25 protein-coding genes are annotated in these 25,315 nt (G+C 44.4%); 15 read left to right on the forward strand and 10 right to left on the reverse strand.

The features are described from left to right. Window positions 1-22 precede the first annotated feature (22 nt). The 5 genes from ABR189_RS20390 (at window position 23) to ABR189_RS20410 (ending at window position 4,779) form a co-directional block, all read left to right on the forward strand. Window positions 23-442, forward strand: coding sequence for a cobalamin B12-binding domain-containing protein (locus tag ABR189_RS20390; protein ID WP_354662322.1), 420 nt, complete (start codon window positions 23-25; stop codon window positions 440-442). An 85-nt stretch (window positions 443-527) separates the two neighbouring features. Next, window positions 528-1,346: an outer membrane beta-barrel protein gene (locus ABR189_RS20395; protein WP_354662323.1), complete on the forward strand. Its 819-nt coding sequence runs from the start codon at window positions 528-530 to the stop codon at window positions 1,344-1,346. A 102-nt stretch (window positions 1,347-1,448) separates the two neighbouring features. Next, window positions 1,449-2,225, forward strand: a complete 777-nt coding sequence (locus ABR189_RS20400) for an enoyl-CoA hydratase/isomerase family protein (RefSeq protein WP_354662324.1) — start codon at window positions 1,449-1,451, stop codon at window positions 2,223-2,225. 76 nt (window positions 2,226-2,301) lie between these two features. Beyond that, window positions 2,302-3,702 carry a class II fumarate hydratase gene (gene fumC / locus ABR189_RS20405; RefSeq protein ID WP_354662325.1) on the forward strand — a complete coding sequence of 467 codons (1,401 nt, stop codon included), beginning with the start codon at window positions 2,302-2,304 and terminating at the stop codon, window positions 3,700-3,702. Window positions 3,703-3,786: 84 nt separating this feature from the next. After that, the gene (locus ABR189_RS20410; RefSeq protein WP_354662326.1) at window positions 3,787-4,779 is read left to right on the forward strand and encodes a 2-hydroxyacid dehydrogenase; all 993 of its coding nucleotides are present in this window, start codon (window positions 3,787-3,789) and stop codon (window positions 4,777-4,779) included. Window positions 4,780-4,853: 74 nt separating this feature from the next. On the opposite strand, the gene ABR189_RS20415 is transcribed toward ABR189_RS20410, so the two are convergent. The 8 genes from ABR189_RS20415 to ABR189_RS20450 form a co-directional block, all read right to left on the reverse strand. Further along, window positions 4,854-5,819, reverse strand: a complete 966-nt coding sequence (locus ABR189_RS20415) for a sulfite exporter TauE/SafE family protein (protein WP_354662327.1) — start codon at window positions 5,817-5,819, stop codon at window positions 4,854-4,856. Between the two features lie 260 nt (window positions 5,820-6,079). Continuing rightward, a complete protein-coding gene (locus ABR189_RS20420; protein ID WP_354662328.1) occupies window positions 6,080-6,733 on the reverse strand; it encodes a lipoprotein signal peptidase in 654 nt (217 codons plus the stop codon). Window positions 6,734-6,869: 136 nt separating this feature from the next. Further along, window positions 6,870-9,374, reverse strand: a complete 2,505-nt coding sequence (locus tag ABR189_RS20425; RefSeq protein ID WP_354662329.1) for a bifunctional UDP-N-acetylmuramoyl-tripeptide:D-alanyl-D-alanine ligase/alanine racemase — start codon at window positions 9,372-9,374, stop codon at window positions 6,870-6,872. A gap of 57 nt (window positions 9,375-9,431) precedes the next feature. Further along, window positions 9,432-9,608 (reverse strand): hypothetical protein, encoded by a 177-nt coding sequence (locus tag ABR189_RS20430; protein WP_354662330.1) that lies wholly within the window; start codon window positions 9,606-9,608, stop codon window positions 9,432-9,434. 57 nt (window positions 9,609-9,665) lie between these two features. Next, complete coding sequence (gene gldG, locus ABR189_RS20435) at window positions 9,666-11,384, reverse strand: gliding motility-associated ABC transporter substrate-binding protein GldG (protein WP_354662331.1); 1,719 nt, start codon at window positions 11,382-11,384, stop codon at window positions 9,666-9,668. A gap of 47 nt (window positions 11,385-11,431) precedes the next feature. Beyond that, window positions 11,432-12,166, reverse strand: coding sequence for a gliding motility-associated ABC transporter permease subunit GldF (gldF, locus tag ABR189_RS20440; RefSeq protein WP_354662332.1), 735 nt, complete (start codon window positions 12,164-12,166; stop codon window positions 11,432-11,434). Between the two features lie 261 nt (window positions 12,167-12,427). Continuing rightward, a complete protein-coding gene (gene iscU / locus ABR189_RS20445) occupies window positions 12,428-12,847 on the reverse strand; it encodes a Fe-S cluster assembly scaffold IscU (protein WP_354662333.1) in 420 nt (139 codons plus the stop codon). A gap of 46 nt (window positions 12,848-12,893) precedes the next feature. After that, window positions 12,894-14,111 carry an IscS subfamily cysteine desulfurase gene (locus tag ABR189_RS20450; protein WP_354662334.1) on the reverse strand — a complete coding sequence of 406 codons (1,218 nt, stop codon included), beginning with the start codon at window positions 14,109-14,111 and terminating at the stop codon, window positions 12,894-12,896. A gap of 194 nt (window positions 14,112-14,305) precedes the next feature. On the opposite strand from ABR189_RS20450, the gene mce reads away from it, so the two are divergent. Further along, window positions 14,306-14,707, forward strand: a complete 402-nt coding sequence (gene mce, locus ABR189_RS20455) for a methylmalonyl-CoA epimerase (RefSeq protein ID WP_354662335.1) — start codon at window positions 14,306-14,308, stop codon at window positions 14,705-14,707. Between the two features lie 554 nt (window positions 14,708-15,261). Here mce and ABR189_RS20460 read toward each other — a convergent pair. Further along, complete coding sequence (locus ABR189_RS20460) at window positions 15,262-16,545, reverse strand: UDP-N-acetylmuramoyl-tripeptide--D-alanyl-D-alanine ligase (RefSeq protein WP_354662336.1); 1,284 nt, start codon at window positions 16,543-16,545, stop codon at window positions 15,262-15,264. Window positions 16,546-16,687: 142 nt separating this feature from the next. Between ABR189_RS20460 and ABR189_RS20465 the strand changes: the two genes are divergently transcribed. From ABR189_RS20465 to apaG, 5 genes are all read left to right on the forward strand, one after another. After that, window positions 16,688-17,059: a hypothetical protein gene (locus ABR189_RS20465; protein ID WP_354662337.1), complete on the forward strand. Its 372-nt coding sequence runs from the start codon at window positions 16,688-16,690 to the stop codon at window positions 17,057-17,059. Window positions 17,060-17,124: 65 nt separating this feature from the next. Then, window positions 17,125-17,673 (forward strand): YceI family protein, encoded by a 549-nt coding sequence (locus ABR189_RS20470; RefSeq protein WP_354662338.1) that lies wholly within the window; start codon window positions 17,125-17,127, stop codon window positions 17,671-17,673. A gap of 38 nt (window positions 17,674-17,711) precedes the next feature. After that, entirely contained in the window at window positions 17,712-18,656 is a 945-nt protein-coding gene (locus ABR189_RS20475) for a DUF5777 family beta-barrel protein (RefSeq protein ID WP_354662339.1), read from the forward strand. After that, on the forward strand, window positions 18,644-18,970 hold the full coding sequence (locus tag ABR189_RS20480; RefSeq protein ID WP_354662340.1) for a DUF4157 domain-containing protein: 327 nt from the start codon (window positions 18,644-18,646) through the stop codon (window positions 18,968-18,970). Before ABR189_RS20475 ends, ABR189_RS20480 begins: the two co-directional genes overlap by 13 nt. Window positions 18,971-19,053: 83 nt before the next feature. Then, window positions 19,054-19,440, forward strand: coding sequence for a Co2+/Mg2+ efflux facilitator ApaG/CorD (gene apaG / locus ABR189_RS20485; protein WP_354662341.1), 387 nt, complete (start codon window positions 19,054-19,056; stop codon window positions 19,438-19,440). Between the two features lie 37 nt (window positions 19,441-19,477). On the opposite strand, the gene gldB is transcribed toward apaG, so the two are convergent. Continuing rightward, window positions 19,478-20,515, reverse strand: a complete 1,038-nt coding sequence (gene gldB, locus ABR189_RS20490) for a gliding motility lipoprotein GldB (protein WP_354662342.1) — start codon at window positions 20,513-20,515, stop codon at window positions 19,478-19,480. Between the two features lie 65 nt (window positions 20,516-20,580). Between gldB and ABR189_RS20495 the strand changes: the two genes are divergently transcribed. The 4 genes from ABR189_RS20495 (at window position 20,581) to ABR189_RS20510 (ending at window position 25,258) form a co-directional block, all read left to right on the forward strand. Continuing rightward, a complete protein-coding gene (locus ABR189_RS20495; RefSeq protein ID WP_354662343.1) occupies window positions 20,581-21,261 on the forward strand; it encodes a porin family protein in 681 nt (226 codons plus the stop codon). A gap of 169 nt (window positions 21,262-21,430) precedes the next feature. Then, on the forward strand, window positions 21,431-23,098 hold the full coding sequence (locus ABR189_RS20500) for an NAD+ synthase (RefSeq protein ID WP_354662344.1): 1,668 nt from the start codon (window positions 21,431-21,433) through the stop codon (window positions 23,096-23,098). A gap of 214 nt (window positions 23,099-23,312) precedes the next feature. Next, the gene (serS, locus tag ABR189_RS20505; protein ID WP_354662345.1) at window positions 23,313-24,584 is read left to right on the forward strand and encodes a serine--tRNA ligase; all 1,272 of its coding nucleotides are present in this window, start codon (window positions 23,313-23,315) and stop codon (window positions 24,582-24,584) included. Window positions 24,585-24,718: 134 nt separating this feature from the next. Then, a complete protein-coding gene (locus ABR189_RS20510; protein ID WP_354662346.1) occupies window positions 24,719-25,258 on the forward strand; it encodes a GNAT family N-acetyltransferase in 540 nt (179 codons plus the stop codon). Window positions 25,259-25,315 lie beyond the last annotated feature (57 nt).

Consider the following 25,315-nt stretch of genomic DNA (forward strand, 5'->3'; position numbering starts at 1 on the left):
ACAACCTTAACAACAGAATGGTATGGTCAACCCATTAAAACGCCCTGTACGCGTTTTGGTAGCTAAAGTAGGACTGGACGGTCACGATCGTGGCGCCAAAGTTATTGCATCTGCCCTCCGCGATGCCGGTATGGAAGTGATTTACACCGGCCTGCGCCAGACACCTGAAATGGTGGTAAACGCAGCGCTGCAGGAAGATGTGGATGCCATCGGCGTCAGTATCCTTTCCGGCGCCCATATGACAGTATTCCCCAAAATTATTACCCTCATGAAAGAAAAGGGTATGAATGATGTACTGCTTACCGGAGGCGGCATTATTCCGGAAACAGATATGCAGGAATTGCAGGGAATGGGGGTAGGTACCTTATTCCCGCCCGGTACCCATACGCATGATATTGCCAGTTATATCACTGACTGGGTAGCTGCAAACAGGAATTTTTAGAAAAGAAGGGATACAGCCGTAACATTTTGTCTGCCGGGTCGTCTTTAGTCTTGATAAGATCAACTACCGTCTAAAAATAACACTTATGAAACGTAAGCTTTCCCATGCTTTGCTTACCCTCCTGTTTGCCCCCCTGTGCTTATGGGCACAGCAGGAAGATACCGTAAAACCCGGCCGCGTCTGGATAAAACACACCTTCGGCGAATACCCCCAGCACAAAAAAGGAATATACACCTCCTGGGGAGGAAATGGTGGCCTGCTCTCCTTTGCCAATGTAAAGGATAACAATGTCCATATCCGTAATATTCCCCGGTTTACGGTCTTTTTTAATGTAGGTACCAATTTTAATTATGACCTGGGAAACAGCTTTGGCCTGTTTACAGGGATTAATATCAAGAACATCGGACTGATCACCAAAGAAAATGATTCCATCAAACTAAAGCGCCGGGTATATACCCTTGGCGTTCCCGTAGGATTTAAAATCGGCGATGTGAAAAAAGGCCGCTTCTTTTTCTTTGGCGGTGCTGAATGCGACCTCGCATTTAACTATAAGGAAAAACAGTTCCAGGATGGTATGAAGAAAAAGAAGTTTAATGAGTGGTTCAGCGACCGTACCCCCTTACTGATGCCCTCCGTTTTCGCGGGTATCAGAACCTTCCCTGGCTTTGGCCTGAAAGTACAATACTACCTGAATGATTTCTTTAACCATGATTTCTCACAAACAGTGGGCGGAGCTAAAGTAAAGCCCTATGAACAACTGGATGCCAAACTGCTCTTTGTTACCCTGAGCTACGACTTTGGCAGGATGGATTACTACAAAGACAGAAAACGGCATAGGCATGGGTTCAGATATAACACCACCCAGGATAAAAAAGGAAAGCATACAGAGGTAGAAATATATTAATACACCCCGATACATGATTCCGTTAAAAGCAGGCCTGGCCTGCTTTTTTTGTTAGCGTTTGATTATCACTTAAATTAGAGGATAAATCAAAACCGGAAAATCATGTACCATACTTTAAGTACAAAGCTTGTTGAGGATGTTTATATCATTGCTGTTAACAGGCCGGATAAGATGAATGCACTGAATCAAACAGTGATGCAGGAACTGGGGCTGGCGGTAGATGAGGTGTATACCAGGAAGGATATTAAAAGCGCAATACTGACAGGTACAGGGGATAAGGCCTTTGTGGCAGGTGCAGATATAGGGGAGTTTTTAAAGCTGTCGGCCGCCGAAGGGGCAGACCTGGCCAAGAAAGGCCATGTGATATTTCAGCGGATCGCAGAGTGTCCTAAACCATTTATTGCAGCTGTAAACGGCTTTGCTCTGGGTGGCGGATGTGAACTGGCAATGGCTTGCCATTTTCGTATAGCCAGTGAAAATGCCAGATTTGGACAACCGGAAGTAAACCTGGGTCTGATCCCTGGATATGGAGGTACGCAGCGCTTAACGCAGCTGGTAGGTAAAGGAAAAGCGATCGAACTGATGATGACGGGAGATATGCTCTCGGCAGAAGAAGCACAAACATGGGGGCTGGTAAATCATGTGGTAAAACAGGAGGAACTCCTGGATAAAGCGAAAGCGCTGCTGCAGAAAATACATAAGAAAGCCCCGTTGGCAATAGCCCGCGTGGTAAAATGTGCCAATGCTGCCCTGGATAAGGACGTGGATGGTTATGAAACAGAGATCGCCGAATTTGCAGCCTGCTTTGCTACCAAAGACCTGCAGGAAGGTGCAGCCGCTTTTATTGAAAAAAGACCCGCCCGCTTTACCGGAGAATAACAGGAGGATATCAGAAATTCGTAGCTGATATTTCGTAATTGATATGTAGGTTTGTAGTCTTAAAAGTTCAAAGAATATGGAACATAGAATAGAGAAAGATACCATGGGTGAAGTGCAGGTGCCTGCAAGTGCGTACTATGGTGCTCAAACACAGCGCTCCATTGACAATTTCAGGATTGCGCAGGATATTAACCGGATGCCTAAGGAAATTATCCGTGCTTTTGCCTACCTGAAAAAGGCGGCTGCACTGACTAACCTGGATGCAGGGGTGTTGCCTAAAGAAAAGGCTGACCTGATCGGTAAAGTGTGTGATGAAATACTGGAAGGTAAACTGGATAACGAATTTCCATTGGTAGTATGGCAGACGGGCTCAGGTACCCAATCCAACATGAACGTGAATGAAGTAGTGGCTTACCGCGCTCATGTGCTCAATGGAGGTCAGCTGACCGATAAAGATAAAGTGATCCACCCTAATGATGACGTGAATAAATCACAATCATCCAATGATACGTTTCCTACTGCTATGCACATCGCTGCTTATAAAATGCTGGTGGAAACAACCATTCCCGGTATCAAAAAACTGCGGGATACATTAGCTAAAAAGGCGGCTGCATTTATGCATGTGGTAAAAATCGGCCGTACACATTTTATGGATGCTACCCCGCTTACGGTAGGACAGGAGCTGAGCGGATATGTATCTCAACTGGATCACGGTTTGCGTGCTATCAATAATACTCTGGCACACCTGAGCGAATTGGCCCTGGGTGGTACTGCCGTAGGTACCGGTATCAATACGCCTAAGGGATATGCTGAAAATGTAGCTAAACATATCGCTGCATTAACAGGCCTGCCATTTGCAACTGCCGAAAATAAATTTGAAGCACTGGCAGCACACGATGCGATTGTAGAAACACACGGGGCACTGAAAACAGTAGCGGTGAGCCTCATGAAAATAGCCAACGACATCCGCATGCTTAGCTCAGGCCCACGTTCAGGTATCGGAGAATTACATATTCCGGATAATGAACCAGGCTCCTCTATCATGCCAGGTAAAGTAAACCCCACCCAATGTGAAGCGCTTACCATGATTGCGGCGCAGGTAATGGGCAACGATGTAGCTATCAGTGTTGGTGGTGCAAACGGGCATTTTGAACTGAATGTATTTAAGCCGGTTATGATCTACAATTTCCTGCACTCTGCCAGACTGATCGGTGATGGCTGTGTTAGCTTTAACGATAAATGTGCAGAAGGATTAGAGCCTATTACTGCCAATATCAAAAAACATGTGGACAATTCCCTGATGCTGGTAACTGCACTGAACACGCATATTGGTTACTACAAAGCAGCAGAAATTGCCCAGAAGGCACACAAGGAAGGTACTACCCTGAAAGAAATGGCGGTGAAACTGGGATATGTTACGCCGGAAGAGTTTGATGCATGGGTAGATCCAAGCAAAATGGTAGGTGAAATTAAATAAGCATTTATCATAAACAAGATACCAGCAAAGGCTGTTCCGCACATCTGGGACAGCCTCTTTTATAACCTGTCAACGCTACCCCGTATGAAGATACTTTTCTATAGTGCCCAGCCCTACGACCAGCGCTATTTTACCGCCTCCAATCAGTCACATAATTACGAGCTGCGCTTCCTCGAATATCCCCTAAATGAGGATAACACCGCATTGGTAAAGGATGAAACCATTGTGTGTGTATTTGTGAATGACCAGGTGAATGCAGCCGTATTACAGCTGCTTCATAAAAAAGGCGTGAAGCTGATTGCGCTTCGTTGCGCAGGCTTTAATAATGTAGACCTGAAAACAGCTGCTGCATTGGGCATCAAAGTCGTGAGAGTGCCGGCCTATTCACCGCATGCGGTAGCAGAACATGCAATAACCCTGTTGTTGGCATTAAACAGGAAAATATGCAAAGCCAATAGCCGTATACGTGATAATAATTTTACGCTCAACGGACTGGAGGGATTTGACCTCTACCAGAAAACAGTAGGTGTGATAGGTACAGGAAATATTGGGGCAGTGTTTTGTAAAATCATGCTGGGATTTGGTTGTAAGGTACTGGCCTATGATGTGAAAAGTGATCCGTCATTGGTCGCCGCAGGAGTAGCGTATGTTGCAGTAGATACCCTGCTGGCAAACAGTGATATCATCTCCCTACATTGCCCGCTGATGGATGCCACTCACCACCTGATCAATGCAGCTACTATTGCTACGATGAAGCGTGGGGCCACCTTGATCAATACCAGCAGAGGGGCATTGATTGATACAAAAGCAGTGATAGAAGGACTTAAAAACGGTCATATCGGTGCCCTCGGAATTGATGTGTATGAGCAGGAAGAGCAGCTGTTTTTTCATGATCACTCCGGTAGTATTATTCTGGATGATATTATTTCCAGACTGATGACCTTTCCCAATGTATTAATTACTGCGCATCAGGGATTCTTTACACAGGAGGCATTGACACAGATTGCAGATACTACGCTGGGCAATATCAGCAGTTTTATAAATGGAAAACAGCTCCTGAATGAAGTAACAGCATGATGAAAATATTACTATGCAAAAGCGGCTGGTACATATTGTACCAGCCGCTTTTGCATTATAGTCATTTGCTGTTATCAGAAAAAGGTGGAAATGATATTCCGTAAGCTCATGAGGATGACCAGCAAGCCTACAATGATCATAATAGGCTTACGTTTTAACTTCCGCACGAGTATCGCTGCAAATGGGGCTGCTATTACACCGCCAATGATCAGGCCTATGATCACCTGCCAGCTGTCAACCCCCGTAAATACCAGAAAGGTACTGGCACTGGCTATGGTAATAAAAAACTCTGCTGCATTTACAGAACCGATGGTATAATGAACGGTTCTGCCTTTGCTCAGTAAAGTAGAGGTAACAATAGGGCCCCAGCCACCGCCACCAATAGCATCCATGAAGCCACCAAAGAATGCCAGCGGCCCCAACCGTTTGGTTTTACTTTTTGCCTTGTTGGATTGAAAGGCCTTGCGTAAAACAATAACGCCCAATATCATCAGGTAAGCGCTGATATATGGTTTGATAGCATCTCCATCTATTTTATTAGACAACAGATAAGCACCGATAATAGCCCCCGTCATACCTGGTATCAATAAGTAGAGAAAGAGCTTTTTATTAACGTTCCCCAATTTGAAGTGGGCAATGCCTGAAGCTCCGGTAGTAAATACTTCTGCCACATGTACACTGGCACTGGTAATGGCAGGAGGTATGCCCAGCCCCAACAGGAGCGAAGAAGAAGTGGCGCCATAAGCCATTCCTAATGCGCCATCTACTGTTTGTGCAGCTAATCCCACCAGGATGTAAAACAAAAGTTCCTGTGTGAAAACGGATTGGATAAAAGCACTTACCTGGCCTTGTGTAGCTTCCGGCACATGGTAATAATAAGTATACCATAATCCGGCCAGCGTAATGCTGGTCAGTAACCCGATGAGCAACCACAAACCCTTCTTTTGCTTATTATCTTCATTAACGAGGTCTATCAGTACCTCCTGCGCACCCACACTGGCTGTTTCGCGTTCTATGAGTTCTATTTCCTCGTTATGCATATTGATTTTATTTGGTAACACTAATACTATAATACTATTAGTCTATAGAAATAGTAGACAAATATAATACGGTATTCTTTTATTTCAAAGTAATGGATGGGATTAATTAGGGCCAGGACAAACAGGATGCTGAAACTATGTAGCAGTAGATGAATAAAAGAGGCTTAAAATCAATGATTTATGAGGCTGGAATGGAGTGCCCGAATAAATAAGGGCTGACCATTTTTGGTCAGCCCCGGCAATAATGTATAGTAGTAATATTAAGCTGCAGTGTCGCTTGCAATGCTATTCGTAGATTCTTTAGGTTCCATATGCCGGCCAAAAAAGCGTTTTTGAAACAGCAGAATGGTAATGACACCTGTAGAGATAGCAGCATCTGCAATATTAAATACAGGCCTGAAAAAGATAAAAGTGTCTCCACCCTTAAACGGGATCCATTTGGGCAATACGCCTTCGTAGATGGGAAAATAGAGCATATCTACCACACGTCCATGCAGGAAGGTTCCATAGCCACCCTCTTTAGGGAAAAGCTGGGCAACATTATATCCCAGGCTATCATTGAATATCATTCCATAAAACATGCTGTCTATCAGGTTGCCTGTCGCACCCGCCAGTATCAGGGAACCACAGATGAGCAAACCCCGGCTGTACTTTTCAGCAATCAGTTTCTTCATATATACAAAACCAACTATTACCGCTATTAGGCGGAACAGGGTAAGTATGATCTTGCCAAATTCCCCACCAAACTTAAGACCGTAGGCCATCCCCTCATTCTCAATGAAATGAATAAAAAACCAGTTAGGAAAAACAGGGATTTCCTGCTGCATGTACATATGTGTCTTCACCCAGATCTTTACAGCCTGGTCTATCACTAAAATCAGTACTACGATCAGTATTACGTGACGATATTTCAAGGTCTTTTAAATTTTGTCAAAAATAATGGTTTATTTGAAAGAAACTAGCCATTAACGAGGTTTTAGCTTTTGGTAATCTGCTTTTAACATATTGTAACAAAAGCCGGATAATGCCTCTCTGGTAGCCCCCAGCCGGTTATTCCTGGAAATAGACACGCTTTACCCTTTGGGATATGCCGGTGAGTATTTCATAGGGAATAGTATCTGCCCAGGTGGATAATAAGTGTACGGATAAGTCTTGTCCAAATACAATCACCTCATCGCCTTCCATCGCTTCAGGAATATGTGTCACGTCCAGCATGAGCATATCCATGGCCACAACGCCTACTACAGGGGCCAGCTTTCCATGTATCAGCATTTTACCTTTTCCATTTGCCAGGCGGCGGGGATAGCCATCTGCATAGCCTATACGAACGGTAGCGATGGTAGCCGGACCTTTGGCTTCCCAGGTGGCTCCATAACCTACGGTATCTCCTGCTTCCAGGTGTTTGAGCTGTGCGATAGTTGTTTTTAGTGTACTTACATTACGCAGCTTATCCTTCATTTCCTTGCTGCTATCAATGCCATACATGCCAATCCCCAGTCTTACCATATCCAGCTGCAGATCAGGATGACGCGCAATGGCAGCACTATTGGAAATATGGCGGATCACCGCATAGCCCAGTGCTTTCTGTAATTCATGGCTCATGTCAAAAAACAGACGGCCCTGTTGCTGTGTGAGGCTGTCTTTTGCCGGATCCTCACTGGCAGCCAGGTGGCTGAAAATAGATTGCACCTTCAGCAGGGTATTTTCTGTAAGTATTTTTGCCAGTTCAGGAATATGTTTCTTCTCAAAGCCAAGCCGGTGCATCCCTGTATCCAGCTTAATGTGGATGGGGAATTGCGTTTTACCTGCTGCACTCACTTCCTCTTCAAACTGGAGTAAGATCTGCATGGAATAAATTTCAGGCTCCAGGTTCCAATGCAGGATGGCATCAAAGGTGCTTGGCTCCGGGTTCATGACCATGATCGGCATGGTGATGCCAGCTCTCCTTAGCTCTACCCCTTCATCAGCATACGCCACCGCCAGGTAATCCACTCCATGGAATTGAAGCAGGTTGGCAATTTCAAAGCTGCCACTGCCATAGGAAAATGCTTTTACCATGGCCATCAGCCGCGTACCCGGTTTTAACAATGCCTGGTATTGCTGCACATTATGTGCGATGGCACTCAGATTGATTTCAAGAATGGTCTGATGCGCTTTTTGTTCAAGCAGTTTACCTATACGTTCAAATTCAAAAACGCGGGCACCCTTCACCAGGATGGTTTCATGCTGGAATTCAGCAGAGTTGAACTGCTGAATGAATTCATCTGTAGTATTGAAAAACTGTGTCTTCAGGTCAGGGATCTGCTGAAAACATTTTTTCTCACGGGAAATATTTTTGCCGATGGCAATTAACTTCTGTACCCCCTTCTTCTGTAAAAGGCTGGCTACCTCCTCATACAGGGAGGCCTCTCCTTTACCGCTTTGCAAAATATCACTCAGGATCACCGTACGGGTGGGATGCTGTTGCTGCTGCTGTAAGAAGTCGAGCGCAATAGTCAGTGAGCCTAAATCCAGGCTATAGCTGTCATTGATAACAGAGCAGTTATTAATACCCTGTTTTAGCTCCAGGCGCATAGCAATGTTGCTCAGCAACTCCATCCGTTGCTGAATCACGGTTGCTTCCATCCCCAGGTGAAGCATAATAGCCCAGCAGTGAATCGCATTTTCAATAGAGCCCTCGTCTACAAATGGAATGCGGATAGATAAAGTATGTGCTTGTTTGTATAAAGCCTCAATGCTGGTATGAGTGTCTCCCTTCTCAACGGTGGTAATACGGAGGTCTGCATCTGTTTTCCTGGACCAGGAGAGCAATTGGTGCCCTTCCTGATTATCTTTTTTGCCAAACTGGGCATGAAAGGTAAGGACACATTCGTTTAATACAAGATAGTCCTTACAGTAAATCAGCAGTTCGCTTTTGGCAAACAGTACCAGTTTTTCATTTATTTTTTGACGGATATTAAGGAAGCCTTCATTGTGGGCCTCACCAATATTGGTAAAAATGCCAATATTGGGGCGGATGATCTTTTCCAGGTTCACCATCTCACCAGGCTGGGAAATGCCGGCTTCAAAGATAGCCAGCTGATGCTCCGGCTTCATTTGCCAAACAGACAGCGGCACACCGATCTGTGAATTGTAGCTTTTAGGGCTGCGAACAATATTATAATCTTTTTCCAGCAGCTGATAAAGCCATTCTTTAATAATGGTCTTACCATTACTGCCCGTAATACCTATAACCGGAATGTGGAATTGCTGGCGATGATATGCCACCAGGGCATGTAATGCCTGCAAGGTGTCTTTTACCAGTATGATATTGGCTTTAGGGAAATTTTCCAGGGCAATCTGTTCACTTACCACAAAGTTACTCACTCCTTTGCGATACAGTTCTTCCATGTACTGATGAGCATTACGGCGTGCGCTTACCAACGGTATAAACAGGGATGTTTCCGGAAAACTCATTTTCCGGCTATCCAATAAAAGATGTTCTATTTCAGGAAATCCGGTCTGTTGCAACAATTCTCCTTTCAGGATTTTGTTGATACTTTCTGCGTTATACACTTTTCTCAGATTTGAATAATTAGTTGGCTGGTCACCAAAATATTAATGAACGCTTTTTCAGTTTTTTGCGTCTATGGGAATGCTTTCTTTTTTGTTAAAAAAAGCGGGCAACGTAGCATCGGCCAGTTTCAGGGGTACATTTGGCGGATCTTCTGCAGCTACATTCAGGCATGAAACCAGTGCCGATACGGTCACAATGCCGGGGGTAGCATACGTCCACTGCGCAGTTATCATGAATCCGTCAGGATTTGGTGAGGGGCAAAGATAAGGTTTTTGAGGCAGGCCTATGGCTTACTTTCCAAATTTTCGCTGCCGTACAAATTGAAATATCATGGCAAAAAGTAATACGATGCCAATGGGTAATAAGAAACAGATAGCCTGCCACTTGGTTTTTTCCTGCTTTACTTTTTCTGCATCCAGCAAACGCAGGGTAAGTTCCTTATTGCGGCTTTCCATAATACTGGTGGTATTGGTCAGGTATTCCAGACAATTCAGGAAAAATTCTTTATTGGCAAATACAAACTCCTGGTTAAATTCATTCACTCCCATCTGCAATGGGCCATTCTTGCGGGAAACAGCATTGGCAATGACTTCCCCGTCGCTCACTACAATCATCTTATTAGATGTGTCCGCCACCGCTTTATAAGGCTGGCCCGATAACCGCAGTATTTCATTTTGGGCTGCCTGATCCAGCCGGTTACGGAAAAGGGAAGTAAAACTACCTTCCATTAATACGGCTGTAGGTATAAATGATTGCCGGAACTCTCTGGGATTAGGTCTTGCTTTCACCACATCCCAATTGATCTGCACAGGTGTTTTTACAGTACGGCTGTTGCGGGAAGTGGTCAGGAGGATCGTTTTATGTACATTTTCACTTTTAATGGTATCTATGGAGCTGGTAAAGCGGCTGAGCACCATGTCCAGGTTTTTAACAATGGGATGTGCTCCTGTGGGAACCAGCAACGGAAAATAGGGGAAAGGTACTGGCTGGATCTGTGGCTGGTTGCCCACATGCCCAACTACCAGCGGTACTATATCACATTGCAGGTCCTGTACCAGGTCCTGGTTGATCCGCACGCCATAGCGAAACAGCAGGTCTTCCAGGTTTAAGCCCTGGTCAAAAGCGATAAACTCATTATGCAGCTGCAAACTGTCCATCGAGGCATTCAATACATCCAGGAACCAGAGTATCTTACCGCCATTCATGACATACTGATCGATTTTCAGCTTGTCGGCATCACTAAACCGTTCAGATGGCCGGGCGAATAACAGTACATCAAAATCTTTTGGAATGTAAGCGGTGCTTTGCAGGGTGAGGGTATCCAGCAGGTAATTGTTTTGCAGGGTATTCAGCGCATCATAGATTTCAGCACCCAGTGTTTCACCATTGCCCAGCATGTACCCTACCAGTGGTTTTTCTTTTTGCTGTAGCTTATAAATAGCATTGGCAAACTGATATTCCAGCAATGCCTCGGAATTGGTCATGGTTTCCATGGGGTTTTGTCCGCCCTGGCTTTTCAGGAGGTTAATACCCATCGTTTTTCCTTTGTAATGGAGTAGGGCACCAGGGAAGATCATTTTTTCCGCATATCCTTCATTGGCTTCCTGCTGTACTTTAAGGTTAAAAGGCATAATACCCTGTGCTACCAACTCTCCCTGAAAGGCCATACGTGCAGAATCTGTCATCCCCTGCCCAGGACTTACAAAAGCAAACTGAATATGTTGTTTTCCATACTCCCGGAACTCATCGAGCATTTCCTGAGTGGATTGCGCCAACTGGCGGAAACTGGCGGGATAATCCCCTTTTAGAAATACTTCAATGGTAACGGTACTGTCCAGCCCCCGGAGCAATTGTTTGGTACTGGGAGTAAGTGTATATCTTTTTTCAGCAGTCAGGTCCCAGCGCCCATGCAGGTAAGAAGCCGCAATGTTTACCCCGGCGAGCAGCAACACCACCAAAGCAGCGCGTTGTATATATTTTTTCCGTTTCGTTGTTTGCATCTGTTCCATTGCGAATGATCAATTACGAATGACAGTCCCGTCATTTACACTTTTCCTTATTGCCAGATTTTTCGTTGCAGGGATATTTTGGACAGGTAAAGTATAAAGCCTGTTACGCTGATAAAATATACCACATCCCGGCTATCTATTACTCCACGGCTGATGGAAGTATAATGAAACTTAATGCCCGCCATTTGCAGGTAGTAATCAGCCCCACCGGTAAAAACAGTTAGCTTGCTCAATGCATCAAAACCGTTGTAGAATATAAAGCAGGTAAATACAGCCACTAAAAAAGCCACTACGGCATTATTGGAAAGAGAAGAGGCCCAGCAGCCGATAGCTGTAAATATAGCGCCCAACAAAAAGAGGCCGATGTAGGAACCAGTGATGCCACCGGTATCCAAACGTACCGGAGTAGCGCTCAGCTGCTGTATGGCAAAATAATATACGAATGTTGGTAATAAGGAGATCAGTACAATCAGCAGGCTGGCCCAGAATTTTCCCATTACAATCTGCCACCAGGTAAGCGGTTTGGTGCTGAGCAGCTCCATGGTACCCGTTTTGTATTCATCTGCAAAGCTGCGCATGGTAATCGCTGGTATAAGCAACAGGTAGATCATGGGGGCCAGCTCAAAAAGCGGATCCAGATTGGCATAGCCGGCATCCAGCAGGCTGGTGTCCGGAAATACAAAAAGCAACAACCCATTTGCCAGCAAAAAAAGAATGATAGCTACATAGCCGGTAATACTGCTGAAAAACTGGTTTATCTCTTTTTTAAAGATGGCGAGCATGTAGGATCAGGTAAAGAATTACTAAAACTACAAATATATATTAAATAGTCGATGGACGATAGCGGGGGCTTATACACAAAAAAATACCGCCGGAGCTTGGCTACCGGCGGTATTATGCCTGGCAGGCAGTGAGATGCTGTGAACCAGGCGTATTAATTAATATAGTGTTGTTGGGCTATCCGGATTGGGAGAAAACTTCTACAGGAGCCGGATCAGTTGCCTGTACCCGGCGCTGCACACCTGGTTGTTTGCCAGTGTTGTTTAGTGTACTATGCTTTCTTCAAACTGTAATACTTCCAGCCCGTTTTTCTGGCGGTAGTCATTGATCGCAGCTTTAATGGCATCCTCGGCTAATACAGAACAGTGGATTTTTACCGGTGGAAGATTTAATTCTTCTACGATATCCATGTTGTCTATCTGTACCGCTTCATCAATGCTTTTACCTTTTAACCATTCAGTAGCCAGGGAAGAAGACGCAATAGCAGAACCACATCCAAAGGTTTTGAACTTGGCATCTGTAATAATCCTGGTAGCAGGATCTACTTCGATCTGCAAACGCATCACATCTCCACATTCCGGTGCACCCACCAGACCAGTACCCACGGTAGCTTTGCTTTTGTCCAGCGTGCCTACATTCTTTGGATTATTGTAATGATCAAGTACTTTTTCCGAATAAGCCATATTTATGATTGATTTATAATGTTAATTTTTAAGAACATCCCTTGTTTTAATGGTGGGCCCATTCAATGGCATTCAGGTCTACACCGTCTTTGAACATTTCCCATAAAGGACTCATGTCACGTAATTTATTGACAGTGTCTGTTACAGCCTGAATGGTATAGTCAATTTGTTCATCCGTGGTAAACCGTCCCAGGCCAAAACGAAGTGAAGAATGTGCCAGGTCATCTCCTAAACCAAGGGCTTTTAGTACATAGCTGGGCTCTAGTGAGGCAGAAGTACAGGCGGAGCCGGAAGAAAGCGCAATGGTTTTGTTAAAGCCCATCATCAGTCCTTCTCCTTCTACATACTTAAAAGAGATATTGCTTACATGAGGTAAACGGTGGGCAGTAGACCCATTTACATAAGACTCTTCCAGTTGCAATAATGCCTTTTCCAGACGATCCCTCATTACTGACAACCGCTTGGCTTCTTCATCCATTTCCAGCCTGCAGAGCTCACACGCTTTACCAAAACCTACAATACCGGTTACATTCAGTGTGCCGGAGCGCATCCCCCTTTCATGACCACCGCCATCCATTTGCGCGGTTACTTTTACACGGGGAGATTTGCGGCGTACATACAATGCACCAATACCTTTGGGGCCATACATTTTATGTGCACTGAAAGCCATCAGGTCTATACCATCTTTATTTACGTCAATGGGTATTTTACCTACGGCCTGAGTGGCATCCGTCATCACCAGTACCCCATGTCTTTTGGCAATAGCGCTGATTTCACGGATAGGATTGATCACGCCAATTTCATTATTGCCATACATGATGGCTACCAATATCGTTTGTGGTGTAATAGCAGCTTCCAGCTCTTTCAGATTAATCAGGCCTTCGCTGTCTACTTTAAGGTAGGTAATCTGCGCACCTTGTTTTTCAAGGTGTTTGCAGGTATCCAATACCGCTTTATGTTCAATATCTGTAGTAATAATATGATTGCCTTTGGAAGCATACATTTCGTATACACCTTTAAGGGCCAGGTTATCTGCTTCTGTAGCGCCGGAAGTAAAAATGATTTCCTTCGGATCAGCGCCTATCAGTTTGGCTACCTGCTCACGGGCATAGTCCACCGCTTCCTCGGCTGCCCACCCGAATGGATGGTTACGACTGGCTGCATTACCAAACATTTCAGTGAAATATGGTAGCATTGCCTCTACTACTCTTGGGTCACAAGGGGTAGTCGCATTGTTGTCGAGGTAAATAGGCAGCTTTAACATATTTATTATTCTCTTTATGTAATTACGAAATCAACACGAATTTACGACATTCGTTCTATTTTTACCGGGTTAGGGGTATTGTATATTCCGATACAGGGATAGAAATTGTTTATTGAAAACTGGCGTTACACAAAGGTATGAGGAGAACATGATCATCTGTTTGACATACAAATTATGCCTATTAAATCTTTATCATGCTTAGAGTGGAACATATTGGTATAGCAGTGAAATCGCTGGATATATCTATCCCTTTGTTTGAAAAACTGCTGAATGCTCCTTGTTATAAACAGGAGGTGATAGGCAGTGAGCAGGTGCAAACCGCTTTTTTCCAGCAGGGAGAAACAAAGATTGAATTATTGGAGTCTATGTTGCCCGGTAGTATTATTGAGCGCTTTATCAATAAACGGGGAGAAGGGATCCATCATATTGCATTCGAAGTGGCTGATATTAAAGCTGAAATGAAAAGGCTTTCGGAGGAAGGGTTTACCTTATTGCAGCAGGAACCTACATTAGGTGCTGATAATAAGCTGGTGTGTTTCCTGCATCCTAAAACTACCAATGGGGTGCTGATTGAACTGTGCCAGGAGATCAAATAGGTGCCGGAGAAAGCCGGATTATCCTGTAAAATCCATTGTGACTGTCTTAAAACCACTTTTAACCCGGATCACCAATCCCCAAAATGGCAAAAAAACCTGTGTAACTCCTGTATAGCCCTCCCTTGTATAAATAATTTTACTTATTAACTTATTGATTACCAGTTCATATGGAGTCGTGAAAAAATATTTTCCATTTTAGCAATCCAAAGTAAATCCATACTCGTAGATATCATTGTAGCAATTGTTGAAGAGGCGTCAATCAAAATAACAATATTAAAAAACGACTTTAAATTCCTTGAGAACCGAATAATACCTGTTGAAATCCGTGATCCTTGATATGAAAACTATACCAGACGTATTCAGTTCCTCAAATCAATACAAATCCGTTTTTAAAGAAATTATATAAAGGTGTGGCTATGTGCAGTAAGTTAATGAGGTTAACGCACCTTGTAAAGAAACTCTAAAGTTGGCATAGGTTATGAACACCTGCGGGTTTTTTAGCTTGCAGGTCTCTTTTTAAAACTGCTTTTTGTTTTAAAACTATTATTTGCCAATCAGGCCTGGATTACTTTTTCCATTCCAACACTTCTGGATCCTTTAACCAATATATAGGTATTGGTAAATTGTTGTTGTTGCAACCATGCAGTGGCTGCTGCGGCATCTTCCAGATAAATATAGGGATGTTGTATCTTGCTGAAATCCCCTCCTACCAATACTACTGCATGCCAATGCGCTTTTTGAAGCAGGTCTGCAATAGCCTGATGTTCCTTTACACTATCGGCTCCTAATTCCATCATCGCTCCCAGCAACAGTACTTTTTGCGGGGCAGTAATGCCGGCAAAGTTTTCTATAGCCGCCTTCATACTGGATGGATTGGCGTTATAGGCATCCATGATAATTGTATTGCTACCTTGCTGTATGATCTGTGAACGATTATTGGCAGGTACATAAGCAGCAATAGCGGGGGCTATTTTTTCCGACGGAACGCCAAAATGATGGGCTACTGCTACTGCCGCCATCACGTTAGGGAAATTATAAGCGCCTACCAGGTTGGTTTGGATGAAGCCTATTTCCTGCTTGCCGGTTGGCTGTACCCCTAAAAAGGCTGCGTCTGCCACCGGTTGGCCGGTATAATCTGCGTGGTCCTTCCCGTAGGTAATGATTGTTTTTATCCCCCGGCTCATATCCACCAGATAAGGATGGTCTGTACAAATGAATACAGCGCCGTTATTTGCCCGCAGGTAATCAAACAATTCTCCCTTGGCCTTTTTCACCCCTTCCTCACTGCCAAAGCCTTCCAGGTGAGCCTTCCCTATATTGGTAATGATGCCATGGGTAGGCCTGGCGATCAGGCAATAACTTTCAATTTCATGCTGGTGGTTGGCACCCATCTCAATTACCGCTACCTCCACATCATCCCCAATACTTAAAATAGTCAGCGGTACACCGATATGATTGTTCAGATTGCCTTGCGTGGCGTAAGTCTTAAAGGAGGCAGATAAAGCTGCTTTGACCAGCTCCTTCGTAGTCGTTTTTCCGTTAGTGCCTGTAATGGCAAGGAAAGGAATATTGAACTGATTACGATGATGTAATGCCAGCTGTTGCAGGGCATGCAAAACGTCGTCTACCAGCATCATTTTATCCGGAACGGTAAAATAGGCAGCATCATCGATTACTGCAAATGCTGCGCCTAGTTCCAGGGCTTTTTCTGCATAGACATTGCCATTGAAATTATCTCCTTTGAGGGCAAAGAAGATGTCATTGGCTTTTAGTTTGCGCGTATCCGTTTGCACGGAAGGATATTGCCGGTATATGCTGTAGAGTTGTTCAATATTCACGGTAAGCGTGTTTGATTGCAAAAGTAACAAAGCCAGCTTATATTTAATGCGTCAGGCAACTATTTACCTGTAAGTACCGTATCCTTACCTGGAACAGTGCACCAGCAACGCGGTGTATTCGTTTTTTAAACCAGTGGCAACTATGAAAGTATTTCTCCTATCCTTTTTGCTGGCTATGCTGATGGCATGTACCAACAAAGAGGCTCCACAACCTGCCGGAGCAGGCTCTTCTGTTAATTGCAGTACTGCCAATATCACATCAGATTACGCATTTGCGGTGATACAAACCAATTGCAGTAACCGTGGCTGTCATCCCGGAGGTAATTCCCCGGAAGTGGCCGACTTTGCTACGCTTGCCAGGCTGAAGGCATATGTGAACAGCCATAAAAGCATTTTTGAATTGCGGGTTACCAGTGCTCAGGCTGATATGCCCCAATCTCAAACATACCCGCCACTCAGCAGGGGTATGCGCGATTCCCTGGCCTGCTGGATAGCGAAGGGTATGCCGGATTAAACCGTGGTCTGTCGGAGGATAGTATGGTAATGTACTCCGAATGATGAACTATTAAAGTGGTAAACATGAAATACTGTTTTGTATTTATTGCCAGTATCCTGTTGGGCATACCTGCTATTTCGCAGGATATCTATTCCTGCAAAAATGCAGGCTTCAGCTTCTTCTCATCAGCTCCGCTGGAAGACATTGAGGCTAAAACAGATAAGGGCGTTTCTGCACTCAACATTAAAACGAAAGTCATCTATTTTAAAGTGCCTGTAAATACATTCCAGTTCAGGAAAAAACTGATGCAGGAACACTTTAATGAGAACTACCTGGAAACAGAGAGATATCCGTATGCTGAGTTTAAAGGAAAAATAGCAGAAGAAGTAGACCTGACCCAACCTGGTACCTACGAAGTAACGGTAGATGGAACACTCTCTATGCATGGCGTGGATAAAAACTACCGGGAGAAGGGATCCATTACTGTTGAAAAAGGGAAACTGCTGGCGAATGCTAAGTTCAAAGTGCGGATAGCAGATCATCACATCAAAATCCCCAGCCTGGTAGTAAAAAATGTAGCAGAGGTAGTGGAGGTAACCGTTACGGCCAATTATGATCCTGTATTGAAATAAATATCAATTGATTCATGCATATATCCATGACAAATTTTATGACCGCATTCCGCCTTTTATTATGCTGTTGCTGCATCAGTACCTATTGCCAGGCACAGGACGATCTCTCGAAAGTGGTGGCGCTTCCTGCTGCACAGCATGAGCCTGTTACCGGTACTTACAAAACCACTCGTATCATCCAGGGACATTCTACAGAACTGTTAAAGAAACACGAACTGGACTTCAGGGTTACCCACCGCTTTGGAGACGCTGGTGGGGAGTTTGGTGGCTCTAAAACATTCTTTGGTACAGACAATTCCAGCGATATCCGCATTGCTTTCGAATATGGTATTTCAGATAACCTGATGATAGGCATAAGCCGTAGTAAAGGATCAGGTGCACTGCAACAGTTATATGAGGGGTTGGTGAAATACCGGCTCTTGCATCAAACTACAGATAATCACATCCCGGTTTCCCTGGCATTGTTTGGTAATATGGTGGTGAGCGGGATGCCCTCCAGTGACATAGAGAGCGATGCCAGCCATTTTGATAGTTTTAATGAAAGGCTATCCTATGTTAGCCAGGCCATTGTATCCCGGAAATTTGGCAAGCTGGTATCGGTTACCTTATTGCCTACCTATGTACACCGTAACCGGGTGGCTTATATGGATGTAAATAATATGTTTGCCCTCGGAATGGCTGCCAGATTGAAATTGTCCAAGCGGGTGGGCCTGCTCGGGGAATATTTCTATCCTTTCCGGAGCCAGGAAAGCAAAGACTACCTGAAATCTACAGGTACCACCTACTATAATCCCCTGGGGATAGGGATAGAAATAGAAACGGGTGGTCACGTATTTCAGATTACCTTTACGAACTCAACGGCGATACTGGAAAACCAGTTTATTCCGGAAACAACTACTTCCTGGTTACAGGGACAGTTCCGGTGGGGTTTCAATATTTCCCGGAGATTTTCGTTATTTGGTAAGAAAGATTGGAAAAAATAACCTGTTATATAAAAGAAAACTCCTGGTTAGCCCGCAGAGCTGCCCGTAAGTTGGGCAGCAGCCAGGTGGCTATGGTAGTGGGTAGTACTATTTATTTATATGGTACTACGCGCCGGGAGTTCCTTGCCAGCCAGGGGTGGGTGCGTCATGAGATATGCCATGTTAAACAATTCCGGCAGTATGGACTACTCGTTTTTTTATGGAAATATATCCGGGAATACAGGCGGGTGGGCTATTACAACAACCGGTTTGAAGTTGCGGCCAGGGAGGCGGAAACAAATCCGGATATCCTGCTGGATGTTGAAATTGTTTAAAAATTCGTTAAAGTGTTCCAAGGACGCATAATTTTTCCCCCAGCTGGATTTATTTTCCTTATTTTTACGTCAAAGGCTGCTCTATGGTAAAGAAGGTAACAGAGGGTATAACCATCAGCGTGGAAACGTTCTACCAACCGGATTATTCTAATCCTATTGGAAGTGAGTTTATGTTTGCCTACCGCATTACTATTGAGAATAATAATACCTTTCCCATCAAATTACTGCGCCGTCACTGGTATATCATCGATTCCAACGGCACCCGCCGTGAAGTGGAAGGCGAAGGAGTGGTAGGGGTACAACCCTTGCTGGCACCTGGCGAAAGCTACCAATACGTATCCGGTTCCAACCTCCGTACAGAAATAGGTAAAATGTACGGCCACTATCAGATTGAAAATCAGCTGGACAAGAAACTCTTCGAGGTAAAAATACCTGAGTTCCAGATGATTGTTCCTTTCAAACTCAATTAATAACTTTCCTGTCCTGTTTATTAGTCACTCCTGAGATTTAGCGAGGTTTATACTTGGCTCCATTAAAGATCTTCATCTGGTCTGTTGTTTCCAGCAGTTGTTGGAGCGTTACCTCCGGATGACGGGCAATATATTGCGTAACGATCCGCCAGCCAATAAAATTGCCGATTTTTCCCGGTGAGCCGGGGGGCATACCACGTGTGGCCGGACCATCTCCCATATAATAGGTCATCTCCTGCCAGTCTGTGCTGTAAAGCAGGTTGTTTTGAATAAAATATTGCCAGACCAGCTGCTCGTTTTCCAGGCACCAGTCCAGCTGGTCCTTTGTATACCCCAATTTGATAGTGTCAGGGGTATACGGTAGCACCATGTCGAGAAAATATTGCTGTTTCCCGGCTTCTATCATTTGCGCTATCAGCTGGTTGGCTTTGGAAGAAGGCGGATAAAGCTCCTGTTGCAATACCTGCATACAATTAGTAGCAATATATTCCGGTGAAAACCGGCGAACCATATAAGCTGGGTAATCCGGAATCATCCCATAAGGAGGGAAATCTGCGCCCATGTACATGTCCAGTCCTATGCCTAACAGGGTATCGGCTGTTACAGCGCCATAATTACCAATACCGGAAATAAAGGACACCACTTTAGGGATATGAAATGCGGGGAGGTAGTATTTAGTATACCTGAATGCCTGGGCTAATTCCTTTTCAACATTTTCCAGGGTAGGATATTTTGCGGTGACTGCCTGTTGTAATGCTTTGAAATCATGATTGGTCAGAAACATATGAGTTTGTTCCTGTACCAGCCGGCTGCTGTCAGCATACGGCCCGAAATTCATAATATGTTCAATGAATACAGGAAGGAAAACCGGGTATTCTCCGGCCAGTTTGTGCAGACCAGGTGCTACATTATTTGTATCAATATTGAATAGTGCGGTATCAAACCGGGCTATTTTTACGTTTACCTGTATGTGACTGACATCCGGTACTTTTTTGTTGTTATTACAGGCCGTCATTATCAGCACTATAGCACATAACAAACATAAACAGGTGTTTTTATTGATGTAACTTTGCATCGTTTATGAAAACTGAATGAAGGGTAAAAATAGATACATTGTAGTAAAAAAGGATAATATTAAATATGAAGCAGCTATTATTGTTAGGCGTCTTTTGCGGAATAGTTACAACAAGTGTGGCACAAGGTCGGTTTGATGTAAAACAATCCGTGCGGCTGGGATTTAAGATTGATCCCACAATCACCATACTGAATCCGCAGGAAGCAGGGGTAAACCGTAATAGTGCAAAGCTGGGAGTGAGTTATGGTTTGATGGTAGATTTCTTATTGGATCCGGAAGGCAGATATGCTATTGCTTCTGGCCTGCAGATAAGCACGGCTGGCAGCAAACTGAAATATGATGCCGGCAAAGGGCTGGGTAACTTCAGGCAGCAACCGGCAGAGTACAATATGAAATTGCAGCACATAGAAATACCACTGAGTATTAAGCTGAAAACAGTGGGTGGGAGTGATATTGCTTACTGGGGACAGTTTGGTACCTACTTTGGTTTTCCCATCCGGGCCCGCGCAGATGTAGTGACGATGTCGCAAACCTTTGACCGCCAGCATATTTTGAAAGACATCAACCGCATTAACATTGGTATGCTGATAGGGGCAGGGATTGAATATCCGCTGGGAGAAAGCCTGACCGGATTGGTGGGGATCAGCTTCCAGAATGGGTTTATTGACGTAACCCGCAATAGCAAATGGGATGATGGGAGAGTGAATCTTAATAGCTTTGCGTTGAAGCTGGGCGTATATTTTTAGCTGTTAGCTATTGGCTCTTAGCCTTTAGCCAGTGAACGTAATGGTACTTTCAGGTGTTGATTTTAACAAAACACCATTAAAAGCTGAATATAATATTTTTAACAAAACATAATTGCTAACGGCTAAAAGCTAACAGCTAATAGCTTCCTAAATAAGCGCTTCTTTTTATATGAAAATCGTACTGGCCCAGCAGAATTATCATATTGGTAATTTTGAGGTAAACACGGAAAAGATCATTGATGGAATTCAGCAGGCCCGCGCAGAAGGGGCTGATCTGGTCGTGTTCTCTGAATTATGCATTTGTGGTTACCCCCCACGTGACTTTTTAGAGTTTGAAGATTTTATTGCCAAATGTTATGCAGCGATTGATCGCATAAAGGCCTATACTAAAGATATCGCGGTGCTGGTAGGTGCTCCCTGCCGTAATCCGCAACGGGAAGGAAAAGACTTGTTTAATGCGGCCTGGTTTTTATACGAACAGGAAGTAAAACAGGTAGTGCATAAAACGTTGCTGCCTACGTACGATGTATTTGATGAATACCGCTACTTTGAACCCGCTTATGAATGGCAGGTAATACCCTTCAAAGGCAAAAAGCTGGCGGTAACTATTTGTGAAGATATCTGGAACCTGGGTGATAATCCCTTGTACCGCGTTTGCCCAATGGATAAGCTGATGGAACAGCAGCCGGATGTGATGATCAACCTGTCGGCTTCTCCGTTTGATTATGATCATGATGAAGACCGCAAAGAGATCATCCGGGCTAATGTATTGAAATACCGGATGCCCATGCTCTATTGCAATACAGTAGGTTCACAAACAGAAATCGTTTTCGATGGAGGTTCCCTGGTTTATGATGCCCAGGGGAATGTTGTAAGGGAATTGCCCTATTTCCTGGAAGCAATGGAAAGCGTAGAGCTGGATACGCTGACAGGCAATAACACGGCTATACCGGAGGCGACCATATTCACTCCCATGACGTCGCTGGTGTTTGAACATAACATCGATCGTATTTACGACGCACTGATATTAGGCATACGGGATTATTTCAGGAAGATGGGCTTTACCAAAGCTATTCTCGGATCATCCGGAGGGATAGACAGCGCCGTGGTGCTGGCTATTGCCTGCGATGCACTGGGCAAGGAGAATGTACGCGCTATCTTGATGCCTTCTCCTTATTCTACAGAACATTCTGTAGATGATGCAGTGGCGTTGTCCAAAAATCTGGATAATCCATATGATATTATCCGCATCAATGATATTTACGAGAGCTTCCTGCAAACACTGGATCCGTATTTTAAAGGACTACCTTTTAATGTGGCGGAAGAAAATACGCAGTCACGTATCCGTGGTAACCTCTTAATGGGCTTATCTAACAAGTTCGGGTATATCCTGTTGAACACTTCCAATAAGAGCGAGCTGTCAACCGGCTATGGTACCCTGTATGGTGATATGGCGGGCGGCTTGTCCGTAATCGGGGATGTATACAAAATGCAGGTATACGCATTGGCCCGTTATATCAACCGGAAAGGAGAAATTATCCCGGTCAATATCATTGACAAAGCCCCTTCTGCCGAATTAAGACCCAATCAAAAAGACAGCGATAGTTTACCGGATTATGCTGTGCTGGATAAAGTATTATACCAGTACATTGAGCGCCGTCAGGGCCCTCAGGAGATTATTGCCCAGGGTTTTGACGAAGCGCTGGTATCCCGTACCCTGAAACTGGTAAATACCAATGAATACAAACGTAATCAGTTCTGCCCCATCATCCGGGTATCGTCCAAAGCCTTTGGCGTAGGCCGGAGAATACCTATTGTGGGGAAGTACCTTAGTTAAGAGCTATTAGCTTTTAGCCATTAGCCGTTAGGGATGATGGTTTGCTGTTAGTTAAGAACGGATAGTTCACCGTGCTAATCATCCGCTGCATTGAGCTAAAAACTAATAGCTAACGGCTAACAGCTTATACACTAACCACCCGCTATATGCAGCTAATAGCTAACGGCTAACAGCTTATTTTTCTATCTTTGCTAAAATTTTATAAGTTTTCTATATGTTACAGGTTCCGTTTATTCGTCAAAACAAAGCATTGGTACTGGAACGCCTGGCCCTTAAACACTTTAAAGAACTGGAAGTGGTAGAAGAGGTGCTGGCGCTGGATGACAAGCGTAAGAAGTTAACGCTGGATTATGATGAAACTCAAGCCAGGGTAAACTCGCTTTCCAAAGAAATTGGTAAGCTGATGGCACAAGGGCAGAAAGACGAAGCGGAATCAAAGAAATCGGAAGTGAGTGAATTGAAGCAGCAGCTACAACCTATTAATGATGAGCTGAATACTACGGAGAAATTGTTGCACAATACCCTGGTGAAGCTGCCCAACCTGCCTGCTGCGAGCGTACCTCCCGGCAAAACTCCGGAAGAGAATGTGGAAGTGCGTGGTGGTGGTACCATCCCGGCCTTACATGCTAATGCAGTGCCTCACTGGGACCTCGTAAAGCAATATGATCTGATAGATTTTGAACTGGGCAATAAGATTACAGGTAATGGGTTTCCGGTTTATAAAAACAGGGGTGCCCGCTTACAACGCGCATTGATCCAGTATTTCCTGGATTATAATACCAACAATGGCTATGTAGAGTTTGCACCGCCTTATATGGTGAATGAAACTTCAGCTTATGGTACAGGACAGCTGCCGGATAAAGAAGGACAGATGTATCATGCTACAGTAGACAACCTGTACCTGATACCTACTGCAGAAGTACCGGTGACCAATATCTACCGGGATGAAATATTGAAAGATAGCGACCTGCCCATAAAAATGACCGCTTATACCCCTTGTTTCCGCAGGGAAGCTGGCTCTTACGGAAAAGACGTGCGTGGATTAAACCGGGTGCACCAGTTTGATAAAGTAGAGATCGTACAACTGGTACATCCTGAAAAATCATACGATGTACTGGAGGAGATGGTGGCACATGTGGAAGCGCTCATACAATCCCTGCAGTTACCTTACCGCATTTTAAGACTTTGCGGTGGTGACATGGGCTTTGCATCTGCGCTGACCTATGATTTTGAGGTATACAGTACAGCACAGCAGAAATGGCTGGAAGTAAGCTCTGTGTCTAACTTTGAAACCTACCAGACCAACCGTATGAAAATCCGTTACAAAGACGGCAATGGTAAACCGCAACTGGTACATTCCCTGAATGGCAGTTCCCTGGCATTACCGCGCATACTGGCTTGTTTGCTGGAGAATAACCAGGCGGAAGATGGTATACATATACCTCCGGTATTGCAATCCTATTTTGGAGCGGGTAAGATCAGTTAACGAACGTATGAGATAGATACAAATGGCTGCACCGCTTTAAGTGGTGCAGCCATTTATGTTTTAAACAATGTGGTAACCAGGGCAGGGTTTCACTGGTTGGTTATCGTCACTTTTTTTATACTTATTTTCGCAATATGCAACAGCTATTACGTAACGGACAGGAGCTGGTGATCCGGCCAGCCACCTTAGAAGATGCACCTGCCCTACTGGATAACTTAAGGATCATGACCCGGGAAACCGATTTCCTGTTGTTTTCCCCGGAGGAAGCAATGGCGATAGACCTGGCGGCTGAAAGGGCTTTTATCCAGTCTTACCTGGATCACCCTAATCATTTATTGCTACTGGCATTGGTAGAGGGGAAGGTAGTAGGATCAGTGACTGTAAATCAAGGCTATTTTGCCAAGCAGGCACATAGGGGAGAATTTGGGATTGGTGTCCAGCATGCTTACTGGAACATGGGGATTGGCCGGCGTTTGATAACAGCTACGTTACGATGGGCCACCACACATCCACAATTGGAAATCCTGCATTTTTCCGCATTTGCTAACAATGAAAAAGCGATTCAGCTATATCGCAATTTTGATTTTCAGGAACATGGCCGCATCCCTCAGGGCATCCGGCATAAGGATGGTAGCTATGTAGATCTGGTGGTAATGTCCAGGCGGGTGAAATAACAATCATTTTGATCCGCCGGCGGAGTACTTTTTATTACCTTTATTTATCTAAAGAAG

Source organism: Chitinophaga sp. H8 (assembly GCF_040567655.1).
In the GTDB taxonomy this organism is placed as follows: Bacteria; Bacteroidota; Bacteroidia; order Chitinophagales; family Chitinophagaceae; genus Chitinophaga; species Chitinophaga defluvii.

Bases quoted from the DNA above. Each gene is read 5' to 3' on its own strand.
- ABR189_RS20390 (WP_354662322.1), top strand. From the start codon at position 23: ATGGTCAACCCATTAAAACGCCCTGTACGCGTTTTGGTAGCTAAAGTA.
- ABR189_RS20395 (WP_354662323.1), top strand. From the start codon at position 528: ATGAAACGTAAGCTTTCCCATGCTTTGCTTACCCTCCTGTTTGCCCCC.
- ABR189_RS20400 (WP_354662324.1), top strand. From the start codon at position 1,449: ATGTACCATACTTTAAGTACAAAGCTTGTTGAGGATGTTTATATCATT.
- fumC (WP_354662325.1), top strand. From the start codon at position 2,302: ATGGAACATAGAATAGAGAAAGATACCATGGGTGAAGTGCAGGTGCCT.
- ABR189_RS20410 (WP_354662326.1), top strand. From the start codon at position 3,787: ATGAAGATACTTTTCTATAGTGCCCAGCCCTACGACCAGCGCTATTTT.
- ABR189_RS20415 (WP_354662327.1), bottom strand. From the start codon at position 5,819: ATGCATAACGAGGAAATAGAACTCATAGAACGCGAAACAGCCAGTGTG.
- ABR189_RS20430 (WP_354662330.1), bottom strand. From the start codon at position 9,608: ATGATAACTGCGCAGTGGACGTATGCTACCCCCGGCATTGTGACCGTA.
- gldG (WP_354662331.1), bottom strand. From the start codon at position 11,384: ATGGAACAGATGCAAACAACGAAACGGAAAAAATATATACAACGCGCT.
- gldF (WP_354662332.1), bottom strand. From the start codon at position 12,166: ATGCTCGCCATCTTTAAAAAAGAGATAAACCAGTTTTTCAGCAGTATT.
- iscU (WP_354662333.1), bottom strand. From the start codon at position 12,847: ATGGCTTATTCGGAAAAAGTACTTGATCATTACAATAATCCAAAGAAT.
- ABR189_RS20450 (WP_354662334.1), bottom strand. From the start codon at position 14,111: ATGTTAAAGCTGCCTATTTACCTCGACAACAATGCGACTACCCCTTGT.
- mce (WP_354662335.1), top strand. From the start codon at position 14,306: ATGCTTAGAGTGGAACATATTGGTATAGCAGTGAAATCGCTGGATATA.
- ABR189_RS20465 (WP_354662337.1), top strand. From the start codon at position 16,688: ATGAAAGTATTTCTCCTATCCTTTTTGCTGGCTATGCTGATGGCATGT.
- ABR189_RS20470 (WP_354662338.1), top strand. From the start codon at position 17,125: ATGAAATACTGTTTTGTATTTATTGCCAGTATCCTGTTGGGCATACCT.
- ABR189_RS20475 (WP_354662339.1), top strand. From the start codon at position 17,712: ATGACCGCATTCCGCCTTTTATTATGCTGTTGCTGCATCAGTACCTAT.
- apaG (WP_354662341.1), top strand. From the start codon at position 19,054: ATGGTAAAGAAGGTAACAGAGGGTATAACCATCAGCGTGGAAACGTTC.
- gldB (WP_354662342.1), bottom strand. From the start codon at position 20,515: ATGCAAAGTTACATCAATAAAAACACCTGTTTATGTTTGTTATGTGCT.
- ABR189_RS20495 (WP_354662343.1), top strand. From the start codon at position 20,581: ATGAAGCAGCTATTATTGTTAGGCGTCTTTTGCGGAATAGTTACAACA.
- ABR189_RS20500 (WP_354662344.1), top strand. From the start codon at position 21,431: ATGAAAATCGTACTGGCCCAGCAGAATTATCATATTGGTAATTTTGAG.
- serS (WP_354662345.1), top strand. From the start codon at position 23,313: ATGTTACAGGTTCCGTTTATTCGTCAAAACAAAGCATTGGTACTGGAA.
- ABR189_RS20510 (WP_354662346.1), top strand. From the start codon at position 24,719: ATGCAACAGCTATTACGTAACGGACAGGAGCTGGTGATCCGGCCAGCC.